This is a genomic window from Spirulina sp. CCNP1310 (assembly GCF_034932185.1).
Lineage (GTDB): Bacteria > Cyanobacteriota > Cyanobacteriia > Cyanobacteriales > Spirulinaceae > Spirulina.
In genome coordinates this window covers 1-25,870 of sequence record NZ_JAYGHW010000076.1, presented here as the reverse complement: position 1 = coordinate 25,870, position 25,870 = coordinate 1, and the positions used below count along the sequence as shown (strand labels likewise).

At 54.7% G+C, this 25,870-nt stretch carries 20 protein-coding genes; 15 read left to right on the top strand and 5 right to left on the bottom strand.

The genetic code is table 11. The features are described 5' to 3' along the window. The first annotated feature begins 194 nt into the window (after positions 1 to 194). The 5 genes from VB712_RS13690 to VB712_RS13670 all read left to right on the top strand — a co-directional run bounded on the left by VB712_RS13690 (position 195) and on the right by VB712_RS13670 (position 6,057). Positions 195 to 1,349, top strand: a complete 1,155-nt coding sequence (locus VB712_RS13690) for a DUF4388 domain-containing protein (RefSeq protein ID WP_323255626.1) — start codon at positions 195 to 197, stop codon at positions 1,347 to 1,349. A 99-nt stretch (positions 1,350 to 1,448) separates the two neighbouring features. Continuing rightward, the gene (locus VB712_RS13685) at positions 1,449 to 1,814 is read left to right on the top strand and encodes a response regulator transcription factor (RefSeq protein ID WP_323255624.1); all 366 of its coding nucleotides are present in this window, start codon (positions 1,449 to 1,451) and stop codon (positions 1,812 to 1,814) included. A 37-nt stretch (positions 1,815 to 1,851) separates the two neighbouring features. Then, complete coding sequence (locus VB712_RS13680) at positions 1,852 to 2,382, top strand: chemotaxis protein CheW (RefSeq protein WP_323255622.1); 531 nt, start codon at positions 1,852 to 1,854, stop codon at positions 2,380 to 2,382. Between the two features lie 81 nt (positions 2,383 to 2,463). After that, positions 2,464 to 5,259: a methyl-accepting chemotaxis protein gene (locus tag VB712_RS13675; protein WP_323255620.1), complete on the top strand. Its 2,796-nt coding sequence runs from the start codon at positions 2,464 to 2,466 to the stop codon at positions 5,257 to 5,259. A 9-nt stretch (positions 5,260 to 5,268) separates the two neighbouring features. Continuing rightward, positions 5,269 to 6,057 (top strand): MlaE family lipid ABC transporter permease subunit, encoded by a 789-nt coding sequence (locus tag VB712_RS13670; RefSeq protein WP_323255618.1) that lies wholly within the window; start codon positions 5,269 to 5,271, stop codon positions 6,055 to 6,057. On the opposite strand, the gene VB712_RS13665 is transcribed toward VB712_RS13670, so the two are convergent. The 4 genes from VB712_RS13665 to VB712_RS13650 all read right to left on the bottom strand — a co-directional run bounded on the left by VB712_RS13665 (position 6,054) and on the right by VB712_RS13650 (position 11,172). Then, positions 6,054 to 6,644, bottom strand: a complete 591-nt coding sequence (locus tag VB712_RS13665) for a hypothetical protein (protein ID WP_323255616.1) — start codon at positions 6,642 to 6,644, stop codon at positions 6,054 to 6,056. The genes VB712_RS13670 and VB712_RS13665 overlap by 4 nt on opposite strands. A gap of 6 nt (positions 6,645 to 6,650) precedes the next feature. Continuing rightward, positions 6,651 to 7,895: a type II secretion system F family protein gene (locus VB712_RS13660; protein WP_323255614.1), complete on the bottom strand. Its 1,245-nt coding sequence runs from the start codon at positions 7,893 to 7,895 to the stop codon at positions 6,651 to 6,653. 82 nt (positions 7,896 to 7,977) lie between these two features. Continuing rightward, the gene (locus VB712_RS13655; RefSeq protein WP_323255612.1) at positions 7,978 to 9,066 is read right to left on the bottom strand and encodes a type IV pilus twitching motility protein PilT; all 1,089 of its coding nucleotides are present in this window, start codon (positions 9,064 to 9,066) and stop codon (positions 7,978 to 7,980) included. Between the two features lie 120 nt (positions 9,067 to 9,186). Beyond that, on the bottom strand, positions 9,187 to 11,172 hold the full coding sequence (locus VB712_RS13650) for a GspE/PulE family protein (RefSeq protein WP_416236349.1): 1,986 nt from the start codon (positions 11,170 to 11,172) through the stop codon (positions 9,187 to 9,189). A 372-nt stretch (positions 11,173 to 11,544) separates the two neighbouring features. Here VB712_RS13650 and grpE point away from each other — a divergent pair, with 372 nt between their 5' ends. The 7 genes from grpE to VB712_RS13615 all read left to right on the top strand — a co-directional run bounded on the left by grpE (position 11,545) and on the right by VB712_RS13615 (position 19,495). Beyond that, positions 11,545 to 12,300 (top strand): nucleotide exchange factor GrpE, encoded by a 756-nt coding sequence (gene grpE, locus VB712_RS13645; protein ID WP_323255609.1) that lies wholly within the window; start codon positions 11,545 to 11,547, stop codon positions 12,298 to 12,300. Between the two features lie 158 nt (positions 12,301 to 12,458). Beyond that, the gene (gene dnaK / locus VB712_RS13640; RefSeq protein ID WP_323255607.1) at positions 12,459 to 14,480 is read left to right on the top strand and encodes a molecular chaperone DnaK; all 2,022 of its coding nucleotides are present in this window, start codon (positions 12,459 to 12,461) and stop codon (positions 14,478 to 14,480) included. A 113-nt stretch (positions 14,481 to 14,593) separates the two neighbouring features. Continuing rightward, the gene (dnaJ, locus tag VB712_RS13635) at positions 14,594 to 15,739 is read left to right on the top strand and encodes a molecular chaperone DnaJ (protein ID WP_323255605.1); all 1,146 of its coding nucleotides are present in this window, start codon (positions 14,594 to 14,596) and stop codon (positions 15,737 to 15,739) included. A 3-nt stretch (positions 15,740 to 15,742) separates the two neighbouring features. Next, entirely contained in the window at positions 15,743 to 16,003 is a 261-nt protein-coding gene (locus tag VB712_RS13630; RefSeq protein WP_323255603.1) for a sulfurtransferase TusA family protein, read from the top strand. Beyond that, a complete protein-coding gene (gene rsgA / locus VB712_RS13625) occupies positions 15,990 to 17,039 on the top strand; it encodes a small ribosomal subunit biogenesis GTPase RsgA (RefSeq protein WP_323255601.1) in 1,050 nt (349 codons plus the stop codon). Before VB712_RS13630 ends, rsgA begins: the two co-directional genes overlap by 14 nt. A gap of 91 nt (positions 17,040 to 17,130) precedes the next feature. Beyond that, entirely contained in the window at positions 17,131 to 18,216 is a 1,086-nt protein-coding gene (gene recA / locus VB712_RS13620) for a recombinase RecA (protein ID WP_323255599.1), read from the top strand. A gap of 274 nt (positions 18,217 to 18,490) precedes the next feature. Next, positions 18,491 to 19,495 (top strand): ribose-phosphate pyrophosphokinase, encoded by a 1,005-nt coding sequence (locus VB712_RS13615; RefSeq protein ID WP_416236350.1) that lies wholly within the window; start codon positions 18,491 to 18,493, stop codon positions 19,493 to 19,495. A gap of 83 nt (positions 19,496 to 19,578) precedes the next feature. On the opposite strand, the gene VB712_RS13610 is transcribed toward VB712_RS13615, so the two are convergent. Next, positions 19,579 to 20,406 (bottom strand): ABC transporter permease, encoded by an 828-nt coding sequence (locus VB712_RS13610; RefSeq protein WP_323255595.1) that lies wholly within the window; start codon positions 20,404 to 20,406, stop codon positions 19,579 to 19,581. A 143-nt stretch (positions 20,407 to 20,549) separates the two neighbouring features. Between VB712_RS13610 and VB712_RS13605 the strand changes: the two genes are divergently transcribed. The 3 genes from VB712_RS13605 to VB712_RS13595 all read left to right on the top strand — a co-directional run. Then, complete coding sequence (locus tag VB712_RS13605) at positions 20,550 to 22,853, top strand: polysaccharide biosynthesis tyrosine autokinase (protein ID WP_323255593.1); 2,304 nt, start codon at positions 20,550 to 20,552, stop codon at positions 22,851 to 22,853. Positions 22,854 to 22,855: 2 nt separating this feature from the next. Then, complete coding sequence (locus tag VB712_RS13600; protein WP_323255591.1) at positions 22,856 to 24,313, top strand: SLBB domain-containing protein; 1,458 nt, start codon at positions 22,856 to 22,858, stop codon at positions 24,311 to 24,313. A 3-nt stretch (positions 24,314 to 24,316) separates the two neighbouring features. After that, a partial coding sequence (locus VB712_RS13595; protein ID WP_323255589.1) for a GTP-binding protein occupies positions 24,317 to 25,870 on the top strand: 1,554 nt, incomplete at its 3' end.

The following is a 25,870-nucleotide window of genomic DNA, read 5'->3' as shown; positions in this document are numbered from 1 at the left end:
TTCATGGGAGAATTTTAACATCATGACACTGTTTTATGTCGCTCAAAAAGGACGACTAAGACCCACCGCTCCTTGACCCCCACCTGCCTGCGGCGAGGTGGGGGAGTGCGTCGCTCTTTTTGTTCAACGCACTCTAAAGTTAGAGGAGACTCCCTGAGGGAGCATCCACCCGGTGGGCCACAGGAATGGGAACGATGACAGCAACGGTACAAGGGACAATCCAGGCGATCGATTTGGGTACGGTGCTGACCTGGATTGCCCAACAGCAATGGACGGGGCAGTTAACCCTGATGCCGCCCCCCCAAGGATTAGAAGCCACGACCGCTTTACTGCGCTTTTGGTTTACAGCGGGAAAACTCACCTATGGGGGGCCGGTGGGCCAAGCCGATCGCGATCGCTGTCGGGATTACGGCCTCACCCCTTGGATTGATACCCCCTTACCACCGGGTTATAGCAGCCTGTGGCGGGCCATTTCCTCGGAAGCCATTCCCTGGACCCAAGTGGAGGCGATCTGGCGGAGTATGATCGCTGAGGCCTTGTTTGAGGGCTTCAGCTACCACCAAGGGGCCTTTGCCTTTGTGCCTACGCCCCCCCTGATCCCCAGTTTTGGGGGCTGGGCGGTGGCTCCCCTGCGGATGGAGGTGATGCGTCAGCGCCAGGCCTGGCTCCGGTTGGCCCCCAACATTGAGTCGGTGGCCCAATGTCCCCAAATTCTCGATCCGGCAGCGGCTCAAGCGGCTCTCGCCCATACATCCTATGGGGCGATCGCCCTCTGGGCCGATGGCCGCACCAGTTTGGCCCAATTAGCCCGCCGTCTGGGGGGGGATTTACTCACCCTCGCCCATTGGGTCGAACTGGGTTGTCGTCAGGGCTGGCTCACCTTACCCCCCTTGCCCTCCCTCACGCCGCCCGCCAGTCCCCCCAGCCTGCTCTACATCGGCGATGACCCCCAATTGAGCCAACCCACCGCCCTTGCCCTCCAGGCAGAAGGTTACGAAGTGTGTGTAGAAGCGAATCCCTTCATTGCCCTCAGCTACATTTGTGATACGCTACCAGACTTAATCCTCTGTGACGCGCTTTTCCCCACCCTCAAAGGAGCTACCCTGGCCGCAATGATTCGTCAACTCCCTAGAGGCGATCGCCCCCCCATTTTTTTGCTCCAAGACGAATCGCCCCCCCCCATGGAATTCCCCCCGCCGGTCACGCTCATCTTGACCAAACCCTGTCAAACCAGTACGCTGTTGAAGCTACTGCCTCAGCACCTAGCTCCAGAAAAAAGACCCAAGAATTCCACCGAACCGATTATGATTGGGAAAATCCCCGTTGAGCGTGAACTCAACAACAGATAGGCTAAAGATGGGCGATACTTTAATGTATGAAGCGGCATCAGCCCAAGGACGATCTGACCAAAGGCTGTCACAGGTTTCATCAGGATTAGGTAGGGAGATATGAGTAAAGTTTTGGTGGTCGAAGACAGTTTAGCCCAGCGGCAAATGATCTCCGATCTGCTCAAAGGGAGCGGATTGACAGTCGAAGTCGCCAGCAATGGGATGGAAGCCCTTAAGCGTGTCGAGCAGTATGCTCCAGATATAGTCGTCCTGGATATCGTCATGCCTCAGATGAATGGCTATGAACTCTGCCGTCGTCTGAAGAATGATCCCAAGACGCAAAATGTGCCGGTGGTGATGTGCTCCTCCAAGGGGGAAGAGTTCGACCGCTACTGGGGCATGCGTCAAGGAGCCGATGCCTATATCGCCAAGCCCTTCCAACCCATGGAACTAATCGGTACGGTCAAGCAGCTCCTGCGGGGATAGTACCCCGTTAACCTCGGATCATGCCCCACAGGTAAAGATGGTTTGGAACGATGGCACAACACGACGGAATAGTAGTGAGGACCTCACCTCCGATATTGAAAGTATTGGCACACCGGAGGGAGAATTACACCTACGGTTTTTTCTGCCCTCAGGGATTGAACTTGCTTTGCCCGCCACCGGCATCCGCGAAGTGATGAACCAAGCCCCAGAGCGGATCACGCCGATTCCCAATGCCTCTTCCCTGCTCCTGGGCACGATTAATATTCGGGGGCAGGTGATTTGGGTGGCAGACCTGGGGCAGTTTTTGGGGGATCCGGTGGCCTTAAGTACCCAACGGGCGGAGATTCCGATTATTGCGGTGGAGGATCAAGACATGATCCTCGGTTTAGCGATTAATCAAATTGGTGAAATGGCTTGGCTCGACAGTGACCAACTGGGCCCCACCACCGGCGTACCCGATAGCATGACAACGTTTATTCTGGGAGAATGGAACACACCCTATGTCAATCAAAGCTTGCGGTTACTCGATCCCGTGCGAATTTTGCGCTCGGCGCGGTGGGCTTCTTAGTTAGGGATCAGCTAAAACAGAAACAAGATCAATTAGGCTTTACCTTAGGGTTGGGTAAGTTGCACAGGCGGGAGAGATTCTATGGCACAAGAGACGGACTATGCACAGGCCTATGGCCAAGCTGAACGGGCCTACGCCCTCGGTCAGTATGAAGAGGCCGCCTCAATTGTGGATCGCCTCGTCATGGAATACGACGATGACCCCGCTGTTCAGTTACTCCGGGGCCATATCTATTGCTATGGACTCCATGACTATGCTGTGGCCCAGGAACAATACGAACGGGTCAAGGAACTCACCGATGATGCGGATTTTATTAGCTACGCCGATACGGGCATTGAAGATGCGATCGCCGGCCTCAATGATGACGATGGCTACAGCAGCAATGGCAATGGCAGTTACCAAACCTTCGACGACTTTAGCGAAGATAGTGGCAATTTTGATTCCGAAACCTTTCAATCGGAATTTGCCGCCGACGATGAATTTGACCCCACCGCCGACGGTCTAGCCTTTAGCGAGGATATTGACCTCGACTTTAACCATAATTTTGACGACAACCTCGACTCCACCGACTTTGTACCCGGAGCGGGGGGTTCCCTGGATATGGAAATTGAGGATTGGGAAGATGATGACGGGGGAACTGAACCGACACAATTTCTCGATAACTCCCCCTTCGATGCGATGAACTTTGAGGATAGCCCCGATTTCGACCCGGAAGATCCCGGCGAATCCACCTTTGTCATTCCTCCCTCGACTCCTCACCGCCGAGGCGCAAGCGCCAGTAGTTTCCACAAGGAGGACGACGGGGAATTTTTCAGCGCAGACAATGAATTTGATGATTTAGACATTGATGATTCGGCCTTTGCCACCACCGATCAGGGCTTAATCACCGATGATTATCCCGAAACCCTGTTAATGGCTTCCGGGGAACCTGAGGAAGATTTAATTGAACCGGATACCAGCGGTTTTGGGGTTGGAGATCCTGTCGGTAGTGATTTTGCCATGGGGGATGATGGGTACGCTAACGCGGATCAGTTTGCCTTTGATGATTTTGATGACAGTGCCTTTGCTGATGATGGCGGCTTTGATGACTTTGGGGATACCACCGTTGGCCCCAGTTCCTTTACCACGGGCAAAGTTCCCTCCATGCCTGAGGGGGAAGAACCCAGTGGATTCCTCGATGAGTTCCCTGAGGTGTTTAACAATGAACTCGATGATCTCTCCGAGTTTGATATGGCTGTGCCGGGGGATCTACCGGAGTCGGCCTTTGCTACCAGTGGCTTTGATGGCGGCGAAGATCTGAGTAGTTTTGCCCCCGCTGGCCGACGGAGCCGGGATGAAGAGGTGGGCGTGCCTTCTGCCACGGAGGCGGCACCAACGAATTTTACGAAGGGGAGCGATCGCATCCTCGAACCCACCGTCGAGGGGGAACCGGGCCCGATGGCTTGGTTTGCCAATTTCTCCCTCGCTAAAAAGCAATGGGTGACAGCCCTCAGCGCTGGCGTTGCCTCCGCCCTGGCGGTATCCCTGGTGTCCTTCATTGGTTTTAGCCGCACCTCCGATGCAAATAAGGCCATCGTCATCCCCTATATGATCGGCTGGAATACCTTGATGACCCTGGTGGCTGGTGGTAGTGCTGGGGGTGTAGTGTGGTTTTTAAGCAAGGAAACCTTGCAACAGATCCACCGCTCCACCACCGATTTACAAACCCAGTTTGAGGCGGTCTGTGAGGGCAATTTCAACGCCAAGGCGATGATCTACGCTGAGGATGAATTTGGCCATCTCGCCGCTGGGTTCAACGAAATGGCGCGGGTGATTCTCACCACCACCAGCGAGGCCCAACGACGGGCGGAAGAAACGGAACAACAAAAAGAAGACCTCCAGCGCCAGGTGATTCGCCTCCTGGATGACGTGGAAGGGGCGGCGCGGGGAGATTTGACGGTGCGGGCGGAAGTAACCGCTGACGTACTCGGTGCGGTAGCCGATGCCTTTAACCTGACGATTCAGAACCTGCGGGAAATCGTTCAACAGGTGCGGGCGGCGGCACGGCAGGTGAATAAGAGTTCTTCAGAAAATGAGCAGTTTGCGCGGGGGTTACAAAGTGACGCGCTGCGTCAGGCGGAAGAATTGGCGGTGACGCTCAACTCGGTGCAGATGATGACGGACTCGATCCGACGGGTGGCGGAAAATGCCCGCGAGGCGGAGGAAGTGGCGCGGTCAGCGGCAACGGTGGCGGTGAAGGGGGGTGATGCGGTGGAGCACGCCGTGGTGGGGATTGTCCAAATCCGGGAAACGGTGGCAGAAACGACCCGGAAGGTGAAACGGTTGGCGGAATCTTCCCAGGAAATTTCGATGATTGTGGCGGCGATCTCTGGGATTGCCTCCCGAACGAACTTGCTGGCGTTGAACGCTTCCATTGAGGCGGCGCGGGCAGGGGAAGCGGGGCGGGGGTTTGCAATTGTCGCGGATGAGGTGCGCCAGTTGGCGGATCGCTCTGCGAAGGCGTTAAAAGATATTGAACAGATCGTGTTGCAGATCCAAAGTGAAACCAGCTTAGTGATGCAGGCCATGGAGGAGGGGACGCAGCAGGTGATCGATGGGACGAAACGGGCGGAACAGGCGAAGCGATCGCTCGAAGACATTATCCAAGTGTCCAACCGCATTGATGCCCTGGTGCGATCGATTACCGCTGATACCGTCGAGCAAACGGAAAGCACCCTCGCGGTGGCCCAGGTGATGCAATCGGTGGAACTCACTGCCCAAGAAACCTCGCAGGAATCCCAAAAGGTGGCTTCTTCCCTGCAAAACCTGGTGAGTATTGCGCGGGACTTGCTCACGTCGGTGGAGCGGTTCCGCATTGATGACACCGATGCCAATTAGGACAACACCATGGGACTAGCCGGACGTTTTGGTTTGCGGGTCTGGGGACAACGGCTCTTAGCCGCAATTTTTTTAGGCGGCCAGGTGATTCTCCATATTGCCCAAGTGAAAATTAACCGCCGCAATACCGTGGAGCAATGTTTAACCGTGGGGCCGGGGTCTTTAATGATTGCCCTGGTGACAGCAGCCTTTGTGGGCATGGTGTTTACGATCCAGGTGGCGCGGGAGTTCCTCTATTTTGGGGCCGGCGGAGCGGTGGGGGGAGTGTTGGCGATCGCCCTCACCCGCGAACTCGCCCCCGTCTTAACCGCCGTTGTCCTTGCTGGCCGGGTGGGTTCCGCCTTTGCCGCCGAAATTGGCACAATGCGCGTCACCGAACAGATCGACGCACTGCAAATGCTCAAAACCGACCCCATCGACTATCTCGTCGTGCCTCGGATTATCGCCTGTTGCCTCATGCTACCCGTATTAACCTTGGTATCGCTTCTAGTGGGGATTATCAGCGGCCTGGTCATTTCCCAAAATCTTTACGGCATCAGCCCAACCGTTTTTCTAGATTCGATCCGGGCCTTTGTCAGCCTTTGGGATTTGGCCAGCGCCATGATCAAAGCCGCTATTTTCGGCGGATTGGTGGCGATTATTGGCTGTAGTTGGGGCTTAACCACCACGGGGGGCGCGAAGGGGGTGGGGCAATCCACCACCACCGCCGTTGTCACCTCTCTGCTGGCCATTTTTGCCGCTAACTTTTTCCTCTCCCTCCTGATGTTTCAGGGAACCGGCAATTCCGTCACAGGTTAATCCTCAATGCCCAGATGATTCTCCCGCCAAGCCTGCTCGGCTTCTGCTTCCGCTTCCGTCAGTTCCGGGGGATGGTGGATGATGTAGGGCAGGGAGGCTCCGGCTAAACCCCGCTGAATCCGCTCTGGGGTTTCGCTAAACACCACAAACAGGGGATAAACCTTTTCTGACCCCTCACTGAGAACGTGTTCATAGCGATGGGGCATGATCCATTCGTAGTCTTTATCGAGATAGACCTGGGTATTGCGCCATCGCATCAGTAGATCGGAAAAATCCTCCTGGGGCCGGTGGATAAACACCAAAATTTCCACCCCCATTTTAATTTTCCATTCCGGGTCACACATCAGGATCGCCAGATCGCAGGGCAGGAGATGGGTCGTGTTGGGGGTGTGAGGGGTGCTGTTATTGGGTTTGGGGTGGCGAATCCGTGCGACGGGTAAGGGCAACGTGATCACGCTTTCGTAGGGGCGGCGCATACTGGGGATCATTTCCAGATAGGGGCGATGCTGTTTCAGGAGGGCGATCGCCGCATCCCGATTGCTATAGTCCGCCAGCAGCGTTTCGTAGTAGGAAGGTTTAACGGGCATTACTCTTTAGCCTAATTGATCAAAGACAGCAAACATCGGCAAATACATCGAGAGCAAAATCACCCCCACCAATGCCGCCACCCCCACCATCATCAGCGGCTCAATCACACTGGTGAGGGCCTTCACCGCCTGCTCGACTTCATCTTCATAAAAATCTGCCACCTTCATCATCATCGCATCCAGTTCTCCCGTTTCTTCTCCAATACTGATCATCTGAATGGCCAAGGGTGGGAACACCTTTTCCTGCTCTAGAGCCACACTGATCATCCCCCCCTGTTGAATTTCTGATTTGGCCCGTTCGATCGCATTGGCCACCACCTGATTCCCCGCCACATCCCGAACAATATCCATACAGTTGAGGATCGGCACACCGGAGCGGGTCAACGTCCCGAAAATGCGGCAAAACCGAGCGACGGCACTTTTGGTATTCAGATCCCCCACTAAGGGCGCTTTGAGGAAAAAGGCATCAATTTGGAGATGGCCCATTGGGGTTTTATAGTACATTTTATAGCCGGTCATCAGCCCAAAAACGGAGCCGAGCAACAGTGGCCAAAATAAAAAGTCATCGTCCAATTTGCCATCCTTAATCGGGATAAACAGGTCACTCAAAAACAACATAATTTGTGTCAGTAGTGGCAACGTTGTCCCCAAATCTTGGAAAATGCCGGCGAAAATCGGGATGAGAAAAATTGTCATTGCGAAGAACACAATCACCGCCAAAGACCCCACCGCCATTGGGTAGGTCATGGCGGATTTAATTTGGTTGGTGAGCCGCTGCATATTTTCCAGCAGCACCGCCAACCGATCCAAGACCTGATCCAATACCCCCCCCGTTTCCCCCGCATCCACCATCGCCACATACAACTGATCGAAGCATTCCGGGTATTTGCGCATCGCCTCCGATAGCGCTATCCCTGCTTGGACATCGGTGCTAATGCCGGTGAGGGCTTTTTTGAGTTTTGGGTTAGGGCATTGATCTTGGAGAATACCGAGCGATCGCACCATCGCCACCCCCGCATTGATCATCACCGCAAACTGCCGGGAAAACACCGCCTTATCCTTCACGGAAACAGCGGTCATCATCTCGGTGAGTTCATCCAAACTGGGCAAACCCGCCGCCCGCTCCACCTTACCAATGGTGGGGTATTGGTTTTGGAGCATGAGGCGGGCCTGTTCCGCAGAGGTAGCCGCGATCGTTTCTTTGACGATGTTACCTTTGGAATCTCGAACTTCCGCGATAAATTTGGGCATGGGGTGTCACCAAAATAAGCCTAGGGATACAGAGTCAGCCCAGATCAGGGCCGCAGGATGTTAATCATAACGGGTGCAACCCTTACTTGAGGGATTTCGCCCCCACTAACCGTTGTAACTCATCGGGCTTACTACATTTGCCCATGGCATCTTCAAAATTGACAATGCCTTTTTTAACGTACTCCGCGAGAGCCTGTTCCATGGTTTGCATCCCCATTTTCATCCCGGTTTGAATCGAGGAATACATCATTGCCGTTTTACCATCGCGAATCAGGTTGGCGATCGCCGGAGTTACCACCATAATTTCCTGACACATCACCCGGCCATATTCCCCCGGTTTGGGGTTCGCCTTCGGCACTAAACATTGACTAAACACCGCCAAGAGCGATTGCGACATTTGCGCCCGAATTTGCCCCTGTTGCTCCGGGGGGAACACATCCAAAATCCGGTCAATCGTTCCTGCTGCCGAGTTGGTGTGCAGTGTACCAAACACCAAGTGACCCGTTTCCGCTGCCGATACCGCAAGGGCAATGGTATCTAAATCCCGCATTTCCCCCACCAGAATCACATCAGGATCTTGACGCAATGCCCCTTTAAGCGCATTGGCAAAACTCTTCGTATCCTCCCCTTTTTGCCGTTGGTGAAAGAGGCTTTTAACATTGGGAAACACATATTCAATGGGGTCTTCTACCGTGAGAATATGCTCAGAACGGGTACGATTGATCAGATCCAACATTGCCGCCATCGTCGTTGTTTTCCCTGAACCCGTCTGCCCCGTCACCAACACCATCCCCCGGGGCCGCTCCGTCATTTCTCGAACAATATCCGGCAGCCCCAACATATCAAAGTTGGGAATTTTCGACGACAAGGCCCGCATACAAGCCGCCCAACAGCCCCGCTCTTTATAAACATTGAGCCGGAACCGAGCCAACCCCTTCACCCCATAGGAAGAATCCAATTCCCAATTCTGCTCTAGCTCCTTGCGTTGCTTGTTATTGAGCATACTGAAAATCAGCTTTTGGGATTCATGGGCGGTGAGGGGTTCATCACTTAAAGCGGGTTGTAAATGGCCACTAATCCGGAAATAAAGCGGCGCACCGGCCTGAATATGGACATCTGAGCCGCCCATTTCTACCAACTGTTCTAGGATATCTTCAATCATCAATTCCATGGAAGTTCCTCCTGATTTTGAGTTATGTAAGTAAGGGGGTTATGGTGTGAATCGCCCCGGAATGCTGGAGATGCTCTCCGCAAGCTGGCTATAGTATGCCCCCATCGAGGCAGTCATCCCTCAATCTGAAAAACGGGGAGTCATGCAGTAGGGGCAGTCCACCCATTCCGGTTGCAGTTCAGCACTACAAACCCGACAGGTTAGGCCGCTCTTGCGTTTGGCCTTGAGTTCCGCCTCCAGACCAGAATCGGTGAACGTGACCCGCTCCACTTCTTCAAGGGTGGTGTGACCCTCTTTCACCAAGTTGAGGCTGTAGGCCAACAAGGTTTTCATCCCTTCCTCTACCGCCGCTTCCTTGAGTCGTTCGGTGGGAGCGCCTTCATTAATCAGGTTTTGCAGCCGCTCCGTAATTTTCATCACTTCATAAACCCCGACGCGACCCCGGTAGCCAATACCGACACATTTTTCACAGCTTTTACCGGCGCTACGCTCTTCGGGGGTGAGGGTGTTGGCTTTAAAGATGGTCATTTCGCCATCGGCGGAAGCGGAGAGACCAAAGCGGGCTAACTCTTCACGGGTGGGTTGGTAGGGGATGCGGCATTCACTACAGACCCGCCGCATCAGCCGTTGGGCCAACACCCCTAGCAATGCCCCGGAAACCATGAAGGGTTCTACGCCCATCTCATCGAGGCGGGCGATCGCCCCTGCTGCGTCATTGGTGTGCAACGTGGTTAACACCAAGTGACCCGTTAACGCCGCCTCAATGGCGGTTTTCGCCGTCTCCTTATCCCGCGTTTCCCCCACCAGAATCACATCCGGGTCTTGGCGCAGGAATGATCGCAAAATCGAGGCAAAGTCCATGCCCTTTTCCCGAATCACCTGCACCTGGGTAATCCCCGGCAGCGAATATTCAATGGGGTCTTCAGCGGTACTGATATTAATCCCCGGATCATTGCGCTCCGCCAGCACCGAGTACAAACTCGTTGATTTCCCCGAACCCGTCGGCCCCGTCACCAAAATTAATCCAAAGGGGCGGCGAGCCATATCCCGCACCAACTCCAAGGTATCGGGATCACTAATCAACTTATCCAAACCCAATTGGGTGGAAGAGTTATCCAAAATCCGCAGCACCACCTTTTCGCCGTAGCGACTGGGGAGGGTACTGACCCGAAAGTCAATTTTGCGCCCTTGGTACACTTGGCGGATCTTGCCATCCTGGGGCATCCGTTTTTCAGCAATATCCAACTCCGCCATAATTTTGAACCGCGCCGCCACCGCCCCCGCCACCTTTTTCGGGAAGGGGGGAAAGGGTTGTTGTAGCACCCCATCCTTGCGAAACCGCACCCGTAGGGTTTCTTCCTGTGGCTCAACGTGGATATCCGATACCCCCTCCTGGAGCGCTCTAATTAAAACCTTTTTGACCAGGTTAATGATCGGCGCACCGTTAATATCATCCTTACTGAGGTCTTCCTCAATTTCATCCTCGGCTTCCCCAAGGGCATCCAGGTTTTCAACAATCCCGGAAACATCCGCTGCTTTAGCCGCTTCTTGGGCTTTGGCAACTTTGACCTGTTCATCGAGGTATTGGTCAATTAACCGTTGATAGTCCTGCTCGGTGATCACCATCCGTTGCAGCACCATGCCCCGCAGCACCCGTTTCAGGTCGTCTTGGGCTTCGAGGTCATCAGGGTTGACCATCGCCACCAGGACAACGGGGGGATCGCCGTCAGTGCGCCGGAGGGGGATGAGTTTATGGCGGCGGCAAATGTCATCCGGCACTAAGCTGGCAATCAGCTCCACCATCTGATTGTTTTCGATCGCATTGACTTCCGGATCAATGGAGTCAACGCCGTAAAGGATTTTAAGCTCGAAAAGTTGTTGCTTTTTATACTGACGTTGCAGTTCGGGGGTCAGTTGGCGGCCGGTAATACTCTCAAGAACTTCCGTTAGGGGCCGGCCAGAACGGCGGCTCTCCGTGACGGCCTGCCGCATCTGGTCGCCTTCGATGTAGCCTGCTTGGATCAGTTTATTTCCGAAGGGAGAAAAATCATTCCGGATAGTCAGGGCCCGAGAGCGTCGGGAGGTTCTCGATGAAGATTGAGTCATAGCCGAGTTCCGCTATTTTGATGAGTTCGAGGGATGGGGTGAGGGCAAGCCTGTGGTTCGGAGGCTGGTTCACCGGCTGCTTGATTCCATTAAACCGCAGTTACTCCCAGATGGGGAAAATTCGCCGGTTCACTCCAGCGTAATCATCAAGAATGTCAAGGCGCAATTGACGGAAAAATCGGTGGGGAAACCCGATCAGTAAAATCTTGCCCAGGGGGTAGGAGAGCCTGATGCTAAGGCGGTATGATGGTCTCCAGTCGTGATCACCCTTTGATCGCGCCCATTGTAATGGCTGTCATCCGTCCAGCGGGCATCACAGTTGAAGATCCTCAACTCGCATTGTAAGTTTTTGTTAAGTTCACTAAACGTCCTATGACCCACGATCCCAACCAGCCAGAGGCGATCCCAGCAGACTATCCAGAAGGCACTGACCCCACTGTGGCAGAGGGTCAAGGGGAAACTGATGCTTTCACGCCTGTGGAGGAGAGCTTGGTGGACGGTGAAGAGTTAGAGTCCGATGCAACGGAGCCAAGCACGATGGAGGGGGATCAGCCCCCTCTTTCCGGTGAGCAAGTGCAGGTGGTGGAAGCCTTGCAAATGGAAATCGAAGTCCTCAAGCAACAGTTGGCCCAACAGACTCAACAGCTTGAATCCCATAAAGCCCAAGCCATCCGCATTGCCGCTGATTTTGATAATTTCCGCAAGCGCACCCAAAAGGAAAAAGAAGAATTGGAGCATCTCGCCAAGCGCAATACGCTGGTGGAGTTGTTGCCGGTGGTGGATAACTTTGAGCGGGCGCGATCGCAGATCAAACCGGAAACCGAAGGGGAGATGGGCATCCACAAGAGCTATCAAGGGGTTTATAAAAACCTCGTGGATGGCTTGAAGCGCTTAGGGGTGGCGGCGATGCGCCCTGAGGGTCAGGATTTTGACCCCAATTATCATGAAGCGATGATGCGCCAACCCACCAGCGAGTATCCTGAAGGGGCGGTGATTGAGCAATTGGTGCGGGGCTATTTACTCCATGACCGAGTGCTGCGCCATGCCATGGTGAAGGTGGCGGCTCCCCCGGAACCGGCAGCGCCCGACGAACCCTCGGAGGAAGCCCTCGATACTCCAGAGGCTTAACCCAAGGGCGGGATTTTCAGCCTAGGGGACAGAGAGATTCACAAAGTTTCTCTTGTCAGGCGGAAAATTGCCATTAAAATCTACATAATAAGAAATCGCCTACCGTTCTGGGCTGAGTTCATTGATTGCATTCTGCACACCCCTATTGCCCAGGTGTCATGGGAAAAGTTATTGGTATTGACCTCGGCACAACCAACAGTTGTGTAGCGGTACTCGAAGGCGGTAAGCCCATTGTCATTCAAAGCACCGAGGGGGGGCGAACCACCCCCAGTATGATCGGCTTCGATAAATCCGGTGAGCGTTTAGTGGGGGAACTCGCCAAACGTCAAGCGGTGACGAATGCGGAAAATACGATCTACAGTATTAAGCGGTTCATTGGCCGCCGCTGGGATGACACCGTTGAGGAGCGATCGCGGGTTCCCTACCAATGCATCCAAGGGCGGGACAACACCGTTGATGTGGGCATTCGGGGCAAAAACTACACCCCCCAGGAAATTTCCGCGATGCTGCTGCAAAAACTGAAAAGTGATGCGGAGCAGTTTTTAGGGGAGCCTGTAACCCAGGTGGTGATCACCGTTCCCGCCTACTTTACCGATGCCCAACGGCAGGCAACCAAGGATTCAGGGGCGATCGCCGGCCTCGAAGTGCTGCGGATCATCAACGAACCCACCGCCGCCGCCCTCGCCTACGGTTTAGACAAACAAGACCAAGATCAACATATTCTCGTCTTTGACTTAGGGGGGGGAACCTTCGACGTTTCCGTCCTCCAACTGGGAGATGGGGTCTTTGAAGTCAAAGCCACCTCCGGCAATAACCATCTCGGCGGTGATGATTTTGATAACGTCATCGTCCAATGGATGGCCGGAGAATTCAAAGCCCAGCAGGGCATTGATCTGCGTCAGGATAAAATGGCGCTGCAACGGCTGCGGGAAGCCGCCGAAAAAGCCAAAATTGAACTCTCCAGCGTCGGCAACACCTCCATTAACCTCCCCTTCATCACCGCCGATGAAACCGGCCCCAAACACCTCGAATGTGACCTTTCCCGGTCAAAATTTGAAGAGTTGGCCATTGAACTGATTAAGGGGACGATTTTACCCGTGAAGCAGGCCCTCAAGGACTGCGAACTGACCACCAACGACATCGATCGCATTTTAATGGTGGGCGGCTCTACCCGCATTCCGGCGGTGGGCAATGCGATTAAACGCTTCTTTGGCGGCAAGGAACCCGATCGCTCCGTCAACCCCGATGAAGCGGTGGCCCTAGGGGCCGCCATTCAAGGGGGCGTGTTAGGGGGGGAAGTGGAGGATCTCCTGCTTTTGGATGTTACGCCCCTTTCTTTAGGGATTGAAACCCTAGGGGAAGTGTTCACCAAAATCATTGAACGCAACACCACGATCCCCACCAGTAAATCCCAGGTGTTTTCCACCGCCATTGATGGTCAAACTTCGGTGGAAATCCATGTCCTCCAAGGGGAACGGGCCATGGCACGGGACAACAAAAGCTTAGGGAAATTCCTGCTCACCGGGATTCTCCCCGCCCCTCGGGGAGTACCGCAAATTGAAGTGACGTTTGAAATTGATGTCAATGGTATTTTGCAGGTGGGCGCTCAGGATAAGGCCACGGGCAAAGAGCAGAGCGTGCGGATCACCAATACCGGGGGCTTGAGCAATGCAGAGGTGGAGCGGATGCGCCTCGAAGCGGAGCAGTACGCCGAGCAAGACCGGCGGCGTATGGAGTTGGTGGAGTTGCACAACCAAGCCGACAGCATCACCTACACCCACGAAACCACGCTCAAAGACAATGCCGACTTGATTCGGGAGGATTTGAAACAGCAGGCGATCGCCAAGCGCGAAGCCCTCGAAGCCGCCTTCAAAGATCCCCACGTCACCGTCGAGATCGTCAAAACCCGCCTCGAAGAGTTCAAGCAAGCGGTGTTGGCGGTGGGGACTGACCTCTACAACCGGGCGAGCCAAGGGGTGAGTGCCGAGTTTGAAAGTGTAGATTCCACCCCCATGCCCCCCTCAGGGGTTCCGGACTTTAGTGAGCATCCCACCGAAATCGTCGAAAGTGAGCAACCCACCCAAATCGTTGAGGAAGAACCCAGCGAGGATGATGAGTTTCGCTTTGAGTTTGATGACGATGATGCCACGATCGCCGCTGACTATGAGCCGGTGGATTGAGGGGGGCGATCGCGATGCGCAGATCCCGCCCTCACCCCCTAAGATCAGGCCGCGAATTTGTTAGAGTTTAGAGTAACCTATTTTCACCCATTCACCCGACGGATCAGCACCCTATGGCAGGCGATTACTACCAAACTCTTGGGATCTCCCGTGATGCAAGTCAAGATGAAATCAAACGAGCCTACCGCCGGTTGGCCCGTAAATATCATCCAGATGTGAACAAAGAGCCGGGAGCCGAAGATCAGTTTAAAGAAGTAAACCGGGCCCATGAGGTACTTTCTGATCCCGAAATTCGGGCCCGTTACGATCGCTTTGGGGAAGCGGGGGTCTCCGCCGGAGCCGGTGGGGGCTATTCCGATTTTGGCGATATGGGGGGCTTTGCCGATATCTTTGAAACCATTTTTAGTGGTTTTGGTGGGGGTAGCAGTGGCGTGGGGGGTAGCACCCAAACCCGTCGCCGCAGTGGCCCCGTGCGGGGCGATGACCTGCGCCTTGATCTGAAATTAGAGTTCCGTGAGGCCATTTTTGGCGGCGAAAAGGAAATTCGCATTCCCCATCAGGAAAGTTGCAAAACCTGTAACGGCACGGGGGCGAAACCGGGAACCGGGGTGAAGACTTGCGGAACCTGTAATGGTACAGGGCAAGTGCGTCGCGCCACCCGTACCCCCTTTGGCAGTTTCGCCCAAGTTTCCGTCTGTCCCGCCTGTAATGGTGAGGGCCAGGTGATTGAGGAAAAATGTGAGAGTTGTGGCGGCGCGGGCCGGAAGCAGGAAACGAAGAAATTAAAAATCACCATCCCCCAAGGGGTAGACAATGGCACGCGGCTGCGGGTGGCCCGGGAAGGGGATGCGGGTTTACGGGGCGGCACGCCGGGAGATCTCTACGTTTACCTCTTCGTTGAAGAGGATGCGGAATTTAAACGGGATGGGATTAATATCCTCTCGGATTTGACGATTAGCTATCTACAAGCGATTCTGGGCTGTCGGATTCCGATCCATACCGTGGATGGTGAAGTGGAGTTAACGATTCCCGCCGGGACGCAGCCCAATACGGTGCTGAAATTGGACGATCGCGGCGTACCCCAGTTGGGCAATCCGGTGAGCCGAGGGGATCATTTAATCACGATTAAAATTGCCATCCCCACGAAAGTGGCCCCCGAAGAGCGGGAATTGCTGCTGCAATTGGCCCAGTTGCGGGGGGATGTGACGGAGAAGGAACGAGGCCTAGAGGGCTTCTTGGGTAAAATGTTTGGGGGCTAGGCTATGACCATTGCAATCGATCCCCAACCCGATGCCCAACTGGATTTGCGGGGAACCCCCTGCCCGATTAATTTTGTGCGGACAAAGTTGCGCCTTGAGCAGATGGAGGCGGGGCAGTTATTGGAGGTGTGGCTGGATAGCGGGGAACCCATTGAACAGGTTCCCGATAGTTTGGTGATGGCGGGCTATACCTTGGGGGCGATCGCCCCCAAGGATGATTTTTTTGTGTTGCAAGTGCGTTGCCCCGCTCATGGTGTTGTCTGATGGCCCCTGGCTAGGGGTCGTATTGGCCAAGGAGGCCAATTTTTATCGGGTCTGTTTAGAGGCCCCCGATACACCGATCCTGCTCTGTACGGGGCGATCGCGCCTCAAAAAAATGGGTGAGCGGGTGATGGTGGGCGATCGCGTCCGGGTGGAAGCCCCGGATTTTACCGATGGAGCCGGGGTGATTGCCGAAATTCTGCCCCGCCGCAGCCTCCTCAGCCGGCCCCCTGTGGCCAATGCCCAGCAGATCATCCTCGTTTTTGCCCTCACAGAACCCAGCCTTGAACCTTGGCAACTGAGCCGCTTCCTGATCCATGCCGAAGCCACGGGGATGGAGACCAAAATTGTCCTCAATAAATGCGATCTGGTCAGCCCTGCTCTGCAACAGGCATGGCAGGAGCGGATCCAAGCCTGGGGTTATCCCAGCTTTCCCCTCAGTGTCACCCAAAACCAAGGCTTTGCCCCCCTCTATGAGACTTTAGCCGATCGCATCACGCTCTGCGCTGGCCCCTCCGGTGTGGGCAAATCCAGCCTGATCCAACGGCTGATCCCCGATCTCAGTCTCCGGGTGGGGGCCGTGTCGGGAAAACTGCAACGGGGCCGCCACACCACCCGCCATGTGGAACTGTTCCCCCTACCCGATGGCGGGCTGTTGGCGGATAGCCCCGGCTTTAATCAGCCGGAACTGCCCCCCGATCCCCAAGCCCTGCCGGATTATTTCCCGGAAATTGGCGATCGCCTCCAAAAGGGAACCTGTCAATTCAACAATTGCACCCACCGGGATGAGCCAGACTGTCAAGTCCGGGGGGATTGGGAACGGTATCCCCATTATGTGAAGTTTTTAGGAGAGGCGATCGCCCGCCAAACCCAACAACAGCATCAACCCGATGCAGAAGCCCCCATGAAAGTAAAAATCACCACCGCCGGCCAGCGCAGCTACGAACCCCGCTTAGAGAGCAAAAAATACCGCCGCACCTCCCGCCGCCTTCACCACCAAACCCTCCAGGATTGGGAAACCAACCTTGAGGATTCTTAACGCCACCGGCCCGAAAATCCGTTATAATTTGCATACCTCTGTACTGAAATATCCCTGTCCACCCCCATTCTTGCCCACCACCGAGGTATTCATGGCCGCTATTTCTAAAAACTCCGACAAAGACAAAGCCCTCAACCTCGTCCTCACCCAAATTGAGCGCAACTTCGGCAAAGGGGCGATTATGCGCCTCGGCGATGCCACCCGGATGCGCGTCGAAACCATCTCCACCGGGGCCCTCACCCTTGACCTCGCCCTCGGCGGCGGCCTCCCCAAAGGGCGGATCATCGAGATCTACGGCCCCGAAAGTTCCGGGAAAACGACCCTCGCCCTCCATGCCCTCGCTGAAGTGCAAAAGCAGGGGGGGGTAGCGGCCTTTGTGGATGCGGAGCACGCCCTCGATCCTGCCTACGCCTCAGTATTAGGCGTGAACATTGAAGACCTCCTCGTTGCCCAGCCGGACAATGGTGAATCGGCCTTAGAAATTGTCGATCAATTGGTGCGATCGTCCGCTGTGGATATTGTCGTCATTGACTCCGTAGCAGCCCTTGTTCCCCGCGCTGAAATTGAAGGAGAAATGGGGGATACTCAGGTGGGTTTACAAGCTCGGCTGATGAGTAAGGCGCTGCGGAAAATTGCCGGGAATGTCGGCAAATCCGAATCTACCATCATTTTCCTCAACCAACTGCGCCAAAAAATCGGTGTCACCTACGGCTCCCCCGAAGTCACCACCGGCGGCAACGCCCTCAAATTCTACGCCTCCGTTCGTTTGGACATTCGCCGCATTCAAACCTTGAAAAAAGGTTCAGAGGGGGAATACGGCATTCGTGCCAAGGTGAAGGTGGCGAAAAACAAAGTTGCTCCCCCCTTCCGCATTGCTGAATTTGACATCATTTTCGGCCAAGGGATTTCCCAGATGGGCTGCATGATGGATTTAGCCGAGCAAACCAATGTGGTGATTCGCAAAGGGGCCTGGTATAGCTACAACGGCGAAAATATTGCCCAAGGCCGGGATAATGCCATCAAGTACATGGAAGAAAACCCCACCATTGCCAAGGAAGTGGAGGAAAAGCTTCGGGCTGCGCTCCAAACCGGGGCAGAGGTGGCCGTTGCTGCCATGAAGGAAGGCGGCTCCCATCGGGTCAAGGCGGAAGAGTTGGATATTCCTGAAGAGGAGTAATGGAGTAGAGCATCACACCCCCTGTGGGGGCGAAAAATTTTTCGCCCCCACACCCATCAATTTGATACCAGTAGCCAAGGGAATTAAGTTCTGCAAGCTTGCAAACCATGGGGAGCGGACTAAAGTCTGCACGACCCACTTGTCCTCCAATGGTGAAATATGAAGACAAATTGCTGTATATTAAACTACAGATGATCTGATATATCCTGGCCTTTTTAGCGGCTTTTAGCCAAGACCTAAAAGGCAGTGGTAGAATCGCCTCAGATCAGGTTCAATCCATGGTGCCGTGAGCCGTACTGCAACTCTTAACTTCCAGCCAACGCTGACCTCCCTTTCAGATCATAATCGCCTGCGATTATTTTCCGGGTCAGCCAATACCCTCCTTGCCCAAGAAATCGCCCGCTACCTGGGGATGGACTTAGGCCCAATGATCCGCAAGCAATTTGCGGATGGTGAGCTTTATATCCAAATTCAAGAATCGATCCGGGGCTGTGATGTTTACCTCGTACAGCCCACCTGCCGACCCGTGAATGATCATTTGATGGAATTGTTAATCATCATTGATGCCTGTCGGCGGGCTTCCGCCCGGCAAATCACAGCGGTGATTCCCTACTATGGCTATGCGCGGGCTGACCGTAAAACCGCTGGGCGGGAGTCGATTACCGCCAAGTTGGTGGCCAACTTAATGACCCAGGCGGGAGCGAATCGCATTGTGGCGATGGATCTCCATTCTGCCCAAATTCAAGGCTATTTTGATATTCCCTTTGATCATGTCTATGGTTCTCCGGTGTTGCTCAACTACCTCCTGAGCAAGCAATTGGAGGATCTGGTGGTGGTTTCCCCGGATGTGGGGGGGGTGGCCCGGGCCCGGGCCTTTGCCAAAAAACTCAATGATGCCCCTCTCGCGATTATCGATAAACGTCGCCAAGCGCACAATGTCGCGGAAGTGATGAATGTGATCGGGGATGTGCGGGGGAAAACGGCGGTGTTGGTGGATGACATGATCGACACCGCTGGCACGATTTCCGAGGGGGCGCGGTTCCTGCGGCAACAGGGGGCGCGGCAGGTCTATGCTTGTGCTACCCATGCGGTATTTTCGCCCCCGGCCATCGAACGGCTTTCCAGCGGTGTGCTGGAGGAAGTGATCGTCACGAATACGATCCCGATTCCAGAGGAGCAGCAGTTCCCGCAATTGCGGGTGTTGTCGGTGGCCAATTTAATTGGCGAAACGATCTGGCGGATTCATGAGGATAGCTCGGTGAGCAGTATGTTCCGTTAAACAGATCACCCCAGTTGATTTGATCGTTAGCATTGGGACGGTGTTCTGGGGCTTTGCCCCGTAACACCGTCCTTTGGCCATGACTAAATGACATCGGCAAAGGTGCGCTCCATGCGGCGAAAATACCAGATGCCGCTGGCTAATAAGCCCGTCATTAACAGTAAAGAGAGCAAAAATCCGGGCCAATAGAGGGGGGAAGCCTGGCCCAAAATCGCCCAGCGAAAACCATCAATCACCCCCACCATGGGATTGAGGGAATAGAGCAGCCGCCATTGGGGAGGAACGATCGCACTACTAAATCCCACGGGGGACACATAGAGGCCAAATTGGATGATGAAGGGAACCACAAAGCGGAAATCCCGATATTGAACATTGAGGGCGGCTAGCCAGAGGCTTGCCCCTAAACTGGCAAGGGCGGCGATCGCCACCAACAGCGGCAAAAAGATCAACCGCCAACTGGGGACAAACTCAAACACCACCATCAGCCCCAACAAAATCACCCCCGATAGCAACAAATCCACAAAACTGACGACGATCGCACTGGCCGGCACAATCAACCGGGGGAAATACACCTTAGAAATCACATGGGCATTGCTCACCAAACTCTGGCTACTGGCGCTGAGGGAGTTAGCAAAAAATTGCCAGGGCAACATCGCCGCAAACACCAAAATCGGGTAAGGCACACCATCGGAGGGCAAATTCGCCAACCGGCCAAACACCACCGACAGCACCACCATCGTCAGCAACGGTTGCAACAAAGCCCAGATTACCCCGATCAAGGTTTGCTTGTAGCGCACCAAAATATCCCGCCAGGCCAGAAACCAAAATAGCTCCCGATAACGCCAGAGGTCTTGCCAATAGTGCTTTTCCACCTTACCGGCTTCAATGATTAATTCTGTTGATCGGGGCATAGAAGGCAAAGACAGCAGTACGGGGATTAATATAGCAGTTACTGTTCAACAGCCCTCACCCCAAGACCCCCTTGGCGCAGCTTATCATGGGAGGATATCGTGGGGCTTAAGCCCTCCGTTCAGAGGCTCCACTTCTTGCCCCTATGGTGTCTAACCTCAACCCTCAACCCCTACCACCACGGCATACCGGCCCTGTACCCCCCTCTCCCCTCAATCCGGGCGATCCCTTTGTCGCACTCCAGGCTAACAGCGATGAAGATAGTTTTAATTTTCGCCTTGCCCTTTCTGTGCTGCGGCGACGGTGGTGGATTTTCTTGATCGTCAGCACAGCAGTAACATCGGTGATGGGGATGCGGGTTTTACAAGAAGATCCCCTCTACCGCAGTCAATTCCGCCTCTTGGTGGAGCCGATCGCCAGTGAACAACAGTTTGACCAATTCAGTCAGCGGCTGATTGGCCAGTTGGGCCTTGATTTTGACTATGACACGCAAATTGAAGTGTTGCGTAGTCCTACGGTGTTAATGCCGATCCTCAAGCAGATTCAGACCCAATATCCAGAGGTGGATTATGGGGCCTTGGTGGGGGCGTTTAATGTTTCTCAAGTGGTCGGCACCAAAATTATGGAGGTGAGTTACCAAGATTCAGATCCCCATAAAATTCAATTTGTCCTGGATAAATTAGCAGCGGGTTTAATTGCCTATTCCCAAATTGAGCAGCAAACAGGTCGTCAAAAGGGTTTGGGCTTTGTGGAGGAACAGTTACCCATCCTTGAAGAGCGGGTGAATGGGCTGCAAAATGATCTACAAGCCTTTCGACAACGCCATAACATCCTGGATCCTGATGTTCAAGGGCAGAGCGTTGCGGAGCGCCTCAATCGCCTCACGGAAGAAAGTCGCACCGCCCGCACCAGTTTAAATGAGGTGCGATCGCTCACCCAAACGCTCCAAGGGCAATTGGATCTGGACTTAAATCAAGCAATGGTGGTGGCCGCCCTCAGCGAAGCCCCCCGCTATCAAACGTTACTCAATGAACTTCAGAAGCTAGAAACCCAACTGGCCTTAGAGTCAGCGCGGTTTACCGCCAGTAATCCGACGATTGTGGGACTGAAGGCGCAGCGGGAAAAACTTTTGCCCCTGATTCAAGCTGAGGCTCAGGCGGTGTTAGGGGAAGCTGCCGGAGAGCAGGCCAAATCCCTCTCCGCTTCCCCCAACCCGATTCGCTTGCAGTTGACGCAAGATTTTATTGGCGCGACCAATGAAAAAATGGTGCTGGAGGTGCGATCGGCGGCTTTGGCTTTGGCGGAAAATCAAACCCGCCAAGACTTGAATCGCTTCGCTGACCTCAGCCGCCAATATATGGACTTACAACGGCAATTGGACGTAGCCACTGAAAGCCTCAATCGCTTTCTGGCTGTGCAGGAAGATCTCCAAATTGAAGCAGCCCAACGCACCACCTCCTGGGAATTGCTCAACGCCCCGGAATTGCCCCTGTATCCCATTGCACCGGATGTGACGCGGGGGATGGCGGTGGCAGTGATGGCGGGCCTTGTGGCAGGGGTGGGCGCAATGTTGATTATCGAAAAACTGGATGTGCGTTTCCACTCTGCTGAGGATCTGAAAGAAATGGTACGCCTCCCCCTATTGGGGGTGATTCCCTTTCGCAAGGACTTTCGCCAACGCCCAGAAAAAACCCAACGCGATCGAGAAAAAACGGCCCTCTTGCCCCCCCCCAGGCGCGATGGGTATGCCAGTGCAGCCCGTCGTTACCAAACCACCCCTTTCCTGGAAGCCTTCCGCTCTTTAAATGCTAACCTCTCATTTTTAACCCCCGATAAACCCCTACAGGTGTTGGTGGTGAGTTCATCAGTTCCCTTAGAAGGTAAATCCACCACCTCCATTCACCTGGCCCAAACCGCCGCCGCCATGGGGCAACGGGTGTTATTGGTGGATGCGGATTTGCGCCGGCCCCAAGTTCATGTGGTGGCGGATCTGCCCAATGTTTGGGGCCTGTCCCATGTGATTTCGATGGATATTGATGTGGAGGATGTGATTCAGCGATCGCCCACCGACGACAACCTTTTCGTCCTCACCTCCGGGCAAATCCCCCCCGACCCCACCCGCCTCCTCGCCTCCCAAAAAATGCGCGGTTTAATCCAATGGTTCCGCCAACATTACGACCTGATTATCTTCGACACCCCGCCCATGCTCGGTTTAGCCGATGCCAAATTCCTCGCCCCCCACAGCGATGTGATGATCCTCGTCGCCCGCCTCGGCTGGACAGAGCGCACCGTCTTAAAACAGGTGATCGAGGGCCTCAAAGTGTCGCAAATTCATAACGTCGGCCTCGTCGCCAATGGCGCAAAGGGCCTAACGTCAGGGTCATACTATTACTACAACCGCTATTTTTCTAACCAAAATGGCTTAATGCCCCTCGACCCCAACCCATAACCATGAAACCCGTCACCGCTTCCCTCCTCACCAGCCTTTGCCTCACCACCCTGGCCCTACCCGCCTGGAGCCAAGTCCCCAACTTTGAGCCAGTGGAGCCACCGGCTCCCGTTCCCTTTGAATTCACCCCAACACCAAACCCAGCCCCAGCCCCAGCCTTTAATCAACCCCGCGTCAACTCGAACCCACCCCCCATCATTCCCTATACATTGGATGGTGGCGATGTGTTACGGATTAATATTTTTGATGTCCCGGAATATAGCGGTGAATATCCCCTGCTCATTGATGGCAGTATCAACCTGCCCCTTTTAGGTGTTGTCAACCTTAAAGGGCTATCCGTGGACGCAGCGAAACAAAAACTAGAAGCCCTCTATCGTCCCTATCTTGTTCGACCCTTTATTAATGCCACCCTGGTTTCTACCCGGCCAGTGAACCTAGTGGTCTCCGGGGAAGTGAGCAAACCGGGTTCTTACAGTATCAACGTGATGCAAAATGCCCGCCAGTTCCCCACCGTTACCGATGCCCTCACCCTGGCCGAAGGCGTGACCCTCTCCGCTGATATCCGCCAAGTGCAACTGCGGCGCAATGGCCAAACCTACACCCTCAATCTTTGGGAGTTGATTAACCGGGGGGCGGCCGGTCAAGATGTGCAACTGCGGGATGGGGATAGTATTTTTGTGCCGACTAATCTGGCGGTGAATCCCGCCGAAACGCGGCAACTTTTAGATGCTAGTTTTGCCTCGGATAATAACTTCCCGGTACAGGTGGCGGTGGTGGGGGAATTGAACCGACCGGGTTCCTATTCTGTCGTGGCCAATCCCCCAACGGGTCAACCCCCGACGATTACCCAAGCGATTAGTGCCGCTGGCGGCATTAAACCCAGCGCCAATGTGCGGGATATTCGGCTGCGGCGGATCAACCGGGAGGGGACAGAGGAGATTTTTAACGTTAACCTCTGGGCGATGTTGCAAGATGGCGATATTAACCAAGATATGCCCCTCCAGCCGGGGGATACGATTATTGTACCCCGGGCGGAAACGATTAATAATGCTGAAATCACTGAACTGGTGACGACGAACCTTTCCCCGGAACAGATGCGGATTGGGGTGGTGGGGGAAGTGGTGCGTCCTGGCCCTCAGGTGGTTCCCCCGAATACAACGCTGAACCAAGCAATTTTAGGCGCAGGGGGCTTTAATAATGTTCGCGCCCGGCGCGGCTCGGTGGAGTTGGTGCGCCTTAACCCCGATGGTACAGTGACGAACCGCCGCATTGACATTGATTTTACCGTGGGGTTGAGTGAGGAGAATAACCCGATTATGTTGCCCAATGATGTGGTGGTGGTGGGCCGATCCAGCTTGGCCAGTGTTAGCGATACGTTGGGGGCGGTGCTCAATCCCCTCTCTGGGTTGTTTGGGTTCCTGAACTTTTTCCGTACCTTTGGGATTATCAATGTGGATTAAGCTATGCCCCTGCCCCGCCTGATTACGTTGATTGTTGGCATTGCGGTGATTTTGGGGATGGTGTTGTGGTTGATCGATTCCCTCTATCGCCTCTATTTTCAGATCTCCTTTACTGCGCCGCTGTTGGCCAATCTCTTGCTGTTGCTGGTGATTGTCTTGTTAGGGTTGTTGATCTATGGGTTTATCTATTATTTCAACCTGATCAACCGGCCCCAACGGCGGCGTTCTGGGGGGCAAGCGCCCAGTTATCCGGTGGAGAAGACGGCGGCGGCGGGGGTGAATTTGCAGGTGGTGCAGCAGCAGGTGGCGCAGATTGAGGATGAGGTGACGAAGGCGGCGCTGTTGGCGCGATCGCAAGCCATTGCGGCGAGTTTGGCGCGGGGGGAGTTTAAGGTGATGATCTTTGGTACGGGGTCGGCGGGCAAAACCTCGCTGATTAATGCCCTGATTGGCGAGATGGCGGGGGAGGTAGGGGCCGCCATGGGGACGACGACGCTGGGGAAAGCCTACGGGTTACGGTTGCCGGGGGTGGAGCGGGAAATTTTGCTGGTGGATACGCCGGGGATTTTAGAAGCGGGGAGCGCGGGGACGGAAAGGGGGGCGATCGCCCGTCAGTTGGCCACGGAAGCGGATCTGCTCCTGTTCGTCGTCGATAACGATCTGCGCCAATCGGAATATACGCCCCTGCGGGCTTTGGCGGAAATTGGCAAGCGATCGCTGCTGATTTTCAATAAAACCGACCTTTATCCCCCCGATGAGCAGGGGGTGATTTTAGAACAGTTACGCGCCCAAGTGCAGCCGTTGATTCCGCCCCAGGATGTGGTGGCGATCGCCGCCCATCCCCAACCGATCCGCCTCGAAAATGGCGAAACCTATCAACCGGAATCGGACATTCTCCCCCTGATCAAACGCCTCGCCGCCGTCCTCCGCGCCGAAGGGGAAGACCTAATCGCCGATAACATCCTCTTGCAATCCCAGCGGCTAGGGGAAGAGGCCCGCCGCCTCATTGATCAGCAGCGCCGTCGCCAGGCGGATAAAATCATCGACCGCTTTCAATGGATTGGGGCAGGGGTGATCACGATTACGCCGTTGCCGGTGGTGGATTTGCTGGCGACGGCGGCGGTGAATGCTCAGATGGTCGTGGAAATTGGCCGGGTCTATGGCTGTGAATTGAATCTGGATCGGGGGCGAGAGTTGGCCCTCTCCTTGGGGAAAACCCTGGTGAGCTTGGGGGTGGTGAAGGGGGCGATTCAACTTTTAGCCACGGCGTTACAGTTTAATATCGCCACCTATTTGGTGGGGAAAAGTATTCAAGGCGTAACGGCGGCCTATCTCACCCGGATTGCGGGGAAAAGCTTTATTGAATATTTCCGCCAAAACCAGGATTGGGGGGATGGGGGGATGGTGGAGGTGGTGCAGCAACAGTTTCAGTTGGTGCAAAAAGATGTGTTTATGAAGGGGTTTGTGAAAGAGGCGATCGCCAAAGTCGTCGCCCCCCTGCAAAATGCCCTCCCCCCTGGGGAACAGCCCCGCCTCGAACTCCGAGCCAGTCGTGAA

Excerpts from the sequence above, each read along its gene's own strand:
- recA (WP_323255599.1), top strand. The coding sequence starts at position 17,131 with ATGGCCGCTATTTCTAAAAACTCCGACAAAGACAAAGCCCTCAACCTC.
- dnaK (WP_323255607.1), top strand. The coding sequence starts at position 12,459 with ATGGGAAAAGTTATTGGTATTGACCTCGGCACAACCAACAGTTGTGTA.
- VB712_RS13670 (WP_323255618.1), top strand. The coding sequence starts at position 5,269 with ATGGGACTAGCCGGACGTTTTGGTTTGCGGGTCTGGGGACAACGGCTC.
- VB712_RS13690 (WP_323255626.1), top strand. The coding sequence starts at position 195 with ATGACAGCAACGGTACAAGGGACAATCCAGGCGATCGATTTGGGTACG.
- VB712_RS13605 (WP_323255593.1), top strand. The coding sequence starts at position 20,550 with ATGGTGTCTAACCTCAACCCTCAACCCCTACCACCACGGCATACCGGC.
- grpE (WP_323255609.1), top strand. The coding sequence starts at position 11,545 with ATGACCCACGATCCCAACCAGCCAGAGGCGATCCCAGCAGACTATCCA.
- VB712_RS13655 (WP_323255612.1), bottom strand. The coding sequence starts at position 9,066 with ATGGAATTGATGATTGAAGATATCCTAGAACAGTTGGTAGAAATGGGC.
- VB712_RS13675 (WP_323255620.1), top strand. The coding sequence starts at position 2,464 with ATGGCACAAGAGACGGACTATGCACAGGCCTATGGCCAAGCTGAACGG.
- VB712_RS13650 (WP_416236349.1), bottom strand. The coding sequence starts at position 11,172 with ATGACTCAATCTTCATCGAGAACCTCCCGACGCTCTCGGGCCCTGACT.
- dnaJ (WP_323255605.1), top strand. The coding sequence starts at position 14,594 with ATGGCAGGCGATTACTACCAAACTCTTGGGATCTCCCGTGATGCAAGT.
- VB712_RS13600 (WP_323255591.1), top strand. The coding sequence starts at position 22,856 with ATGAAACCCGTCACCGCTTCCCTCCTCACCAGCCTTTGCCTCACCACC.
- rsgA (WP_323255601.1), top strand. The coding sequence starts at position 15,990 with ATGGTGTTGTCTGATGGCCCCTGGCTAGGGGTCGTATTGGCCAAGGAG.
- VB712_RS13665 (WP_323255616.1), bottom strand. The coding sequence starts at position 6,644 with ATGCCCGTTAAACCTTCCTACTACGAAACGCTGCTGGCGGACTATAGC.
- VB712_RS13610 (WP_323255595.1), bottom strand. The coding sequence starts at position 20,406 with ATGCCCCGATCAACAGAATTAATCATTGAAGCCGGTAAGGTGGAAAAG.
- VB712_RS13680 (WP_323255622.1), top strand. The coding sequence starts at position 1,852 with ATGGTTTGGAACGATGGCACAACACGACGGAATAGTAGTGAGGACCTC.
- VB712_RS13685 (WP_323255624.1), top strand. The coding sequence starts at position 1,449 with ATGAGTAAAGTTTTGGTGGTCGAAGACAGTTTAGCCCAGCGGCAAATG.
- VB712_RS13660 (WP_323255614.1), bottom strand. The coding sequence starts at position 7,895 with ATGCCCAAATTTATCGCGGAAGTTCGAGATTCCAAAGGTAACATCGTC.
- VB712_RS13630 (WP_323255603.1), top strand. The coding sequence starts at position 15,743 with ATGACCATTGCAATCGATCCCCAACCCGATGCCCAACTGGATTTGCGG.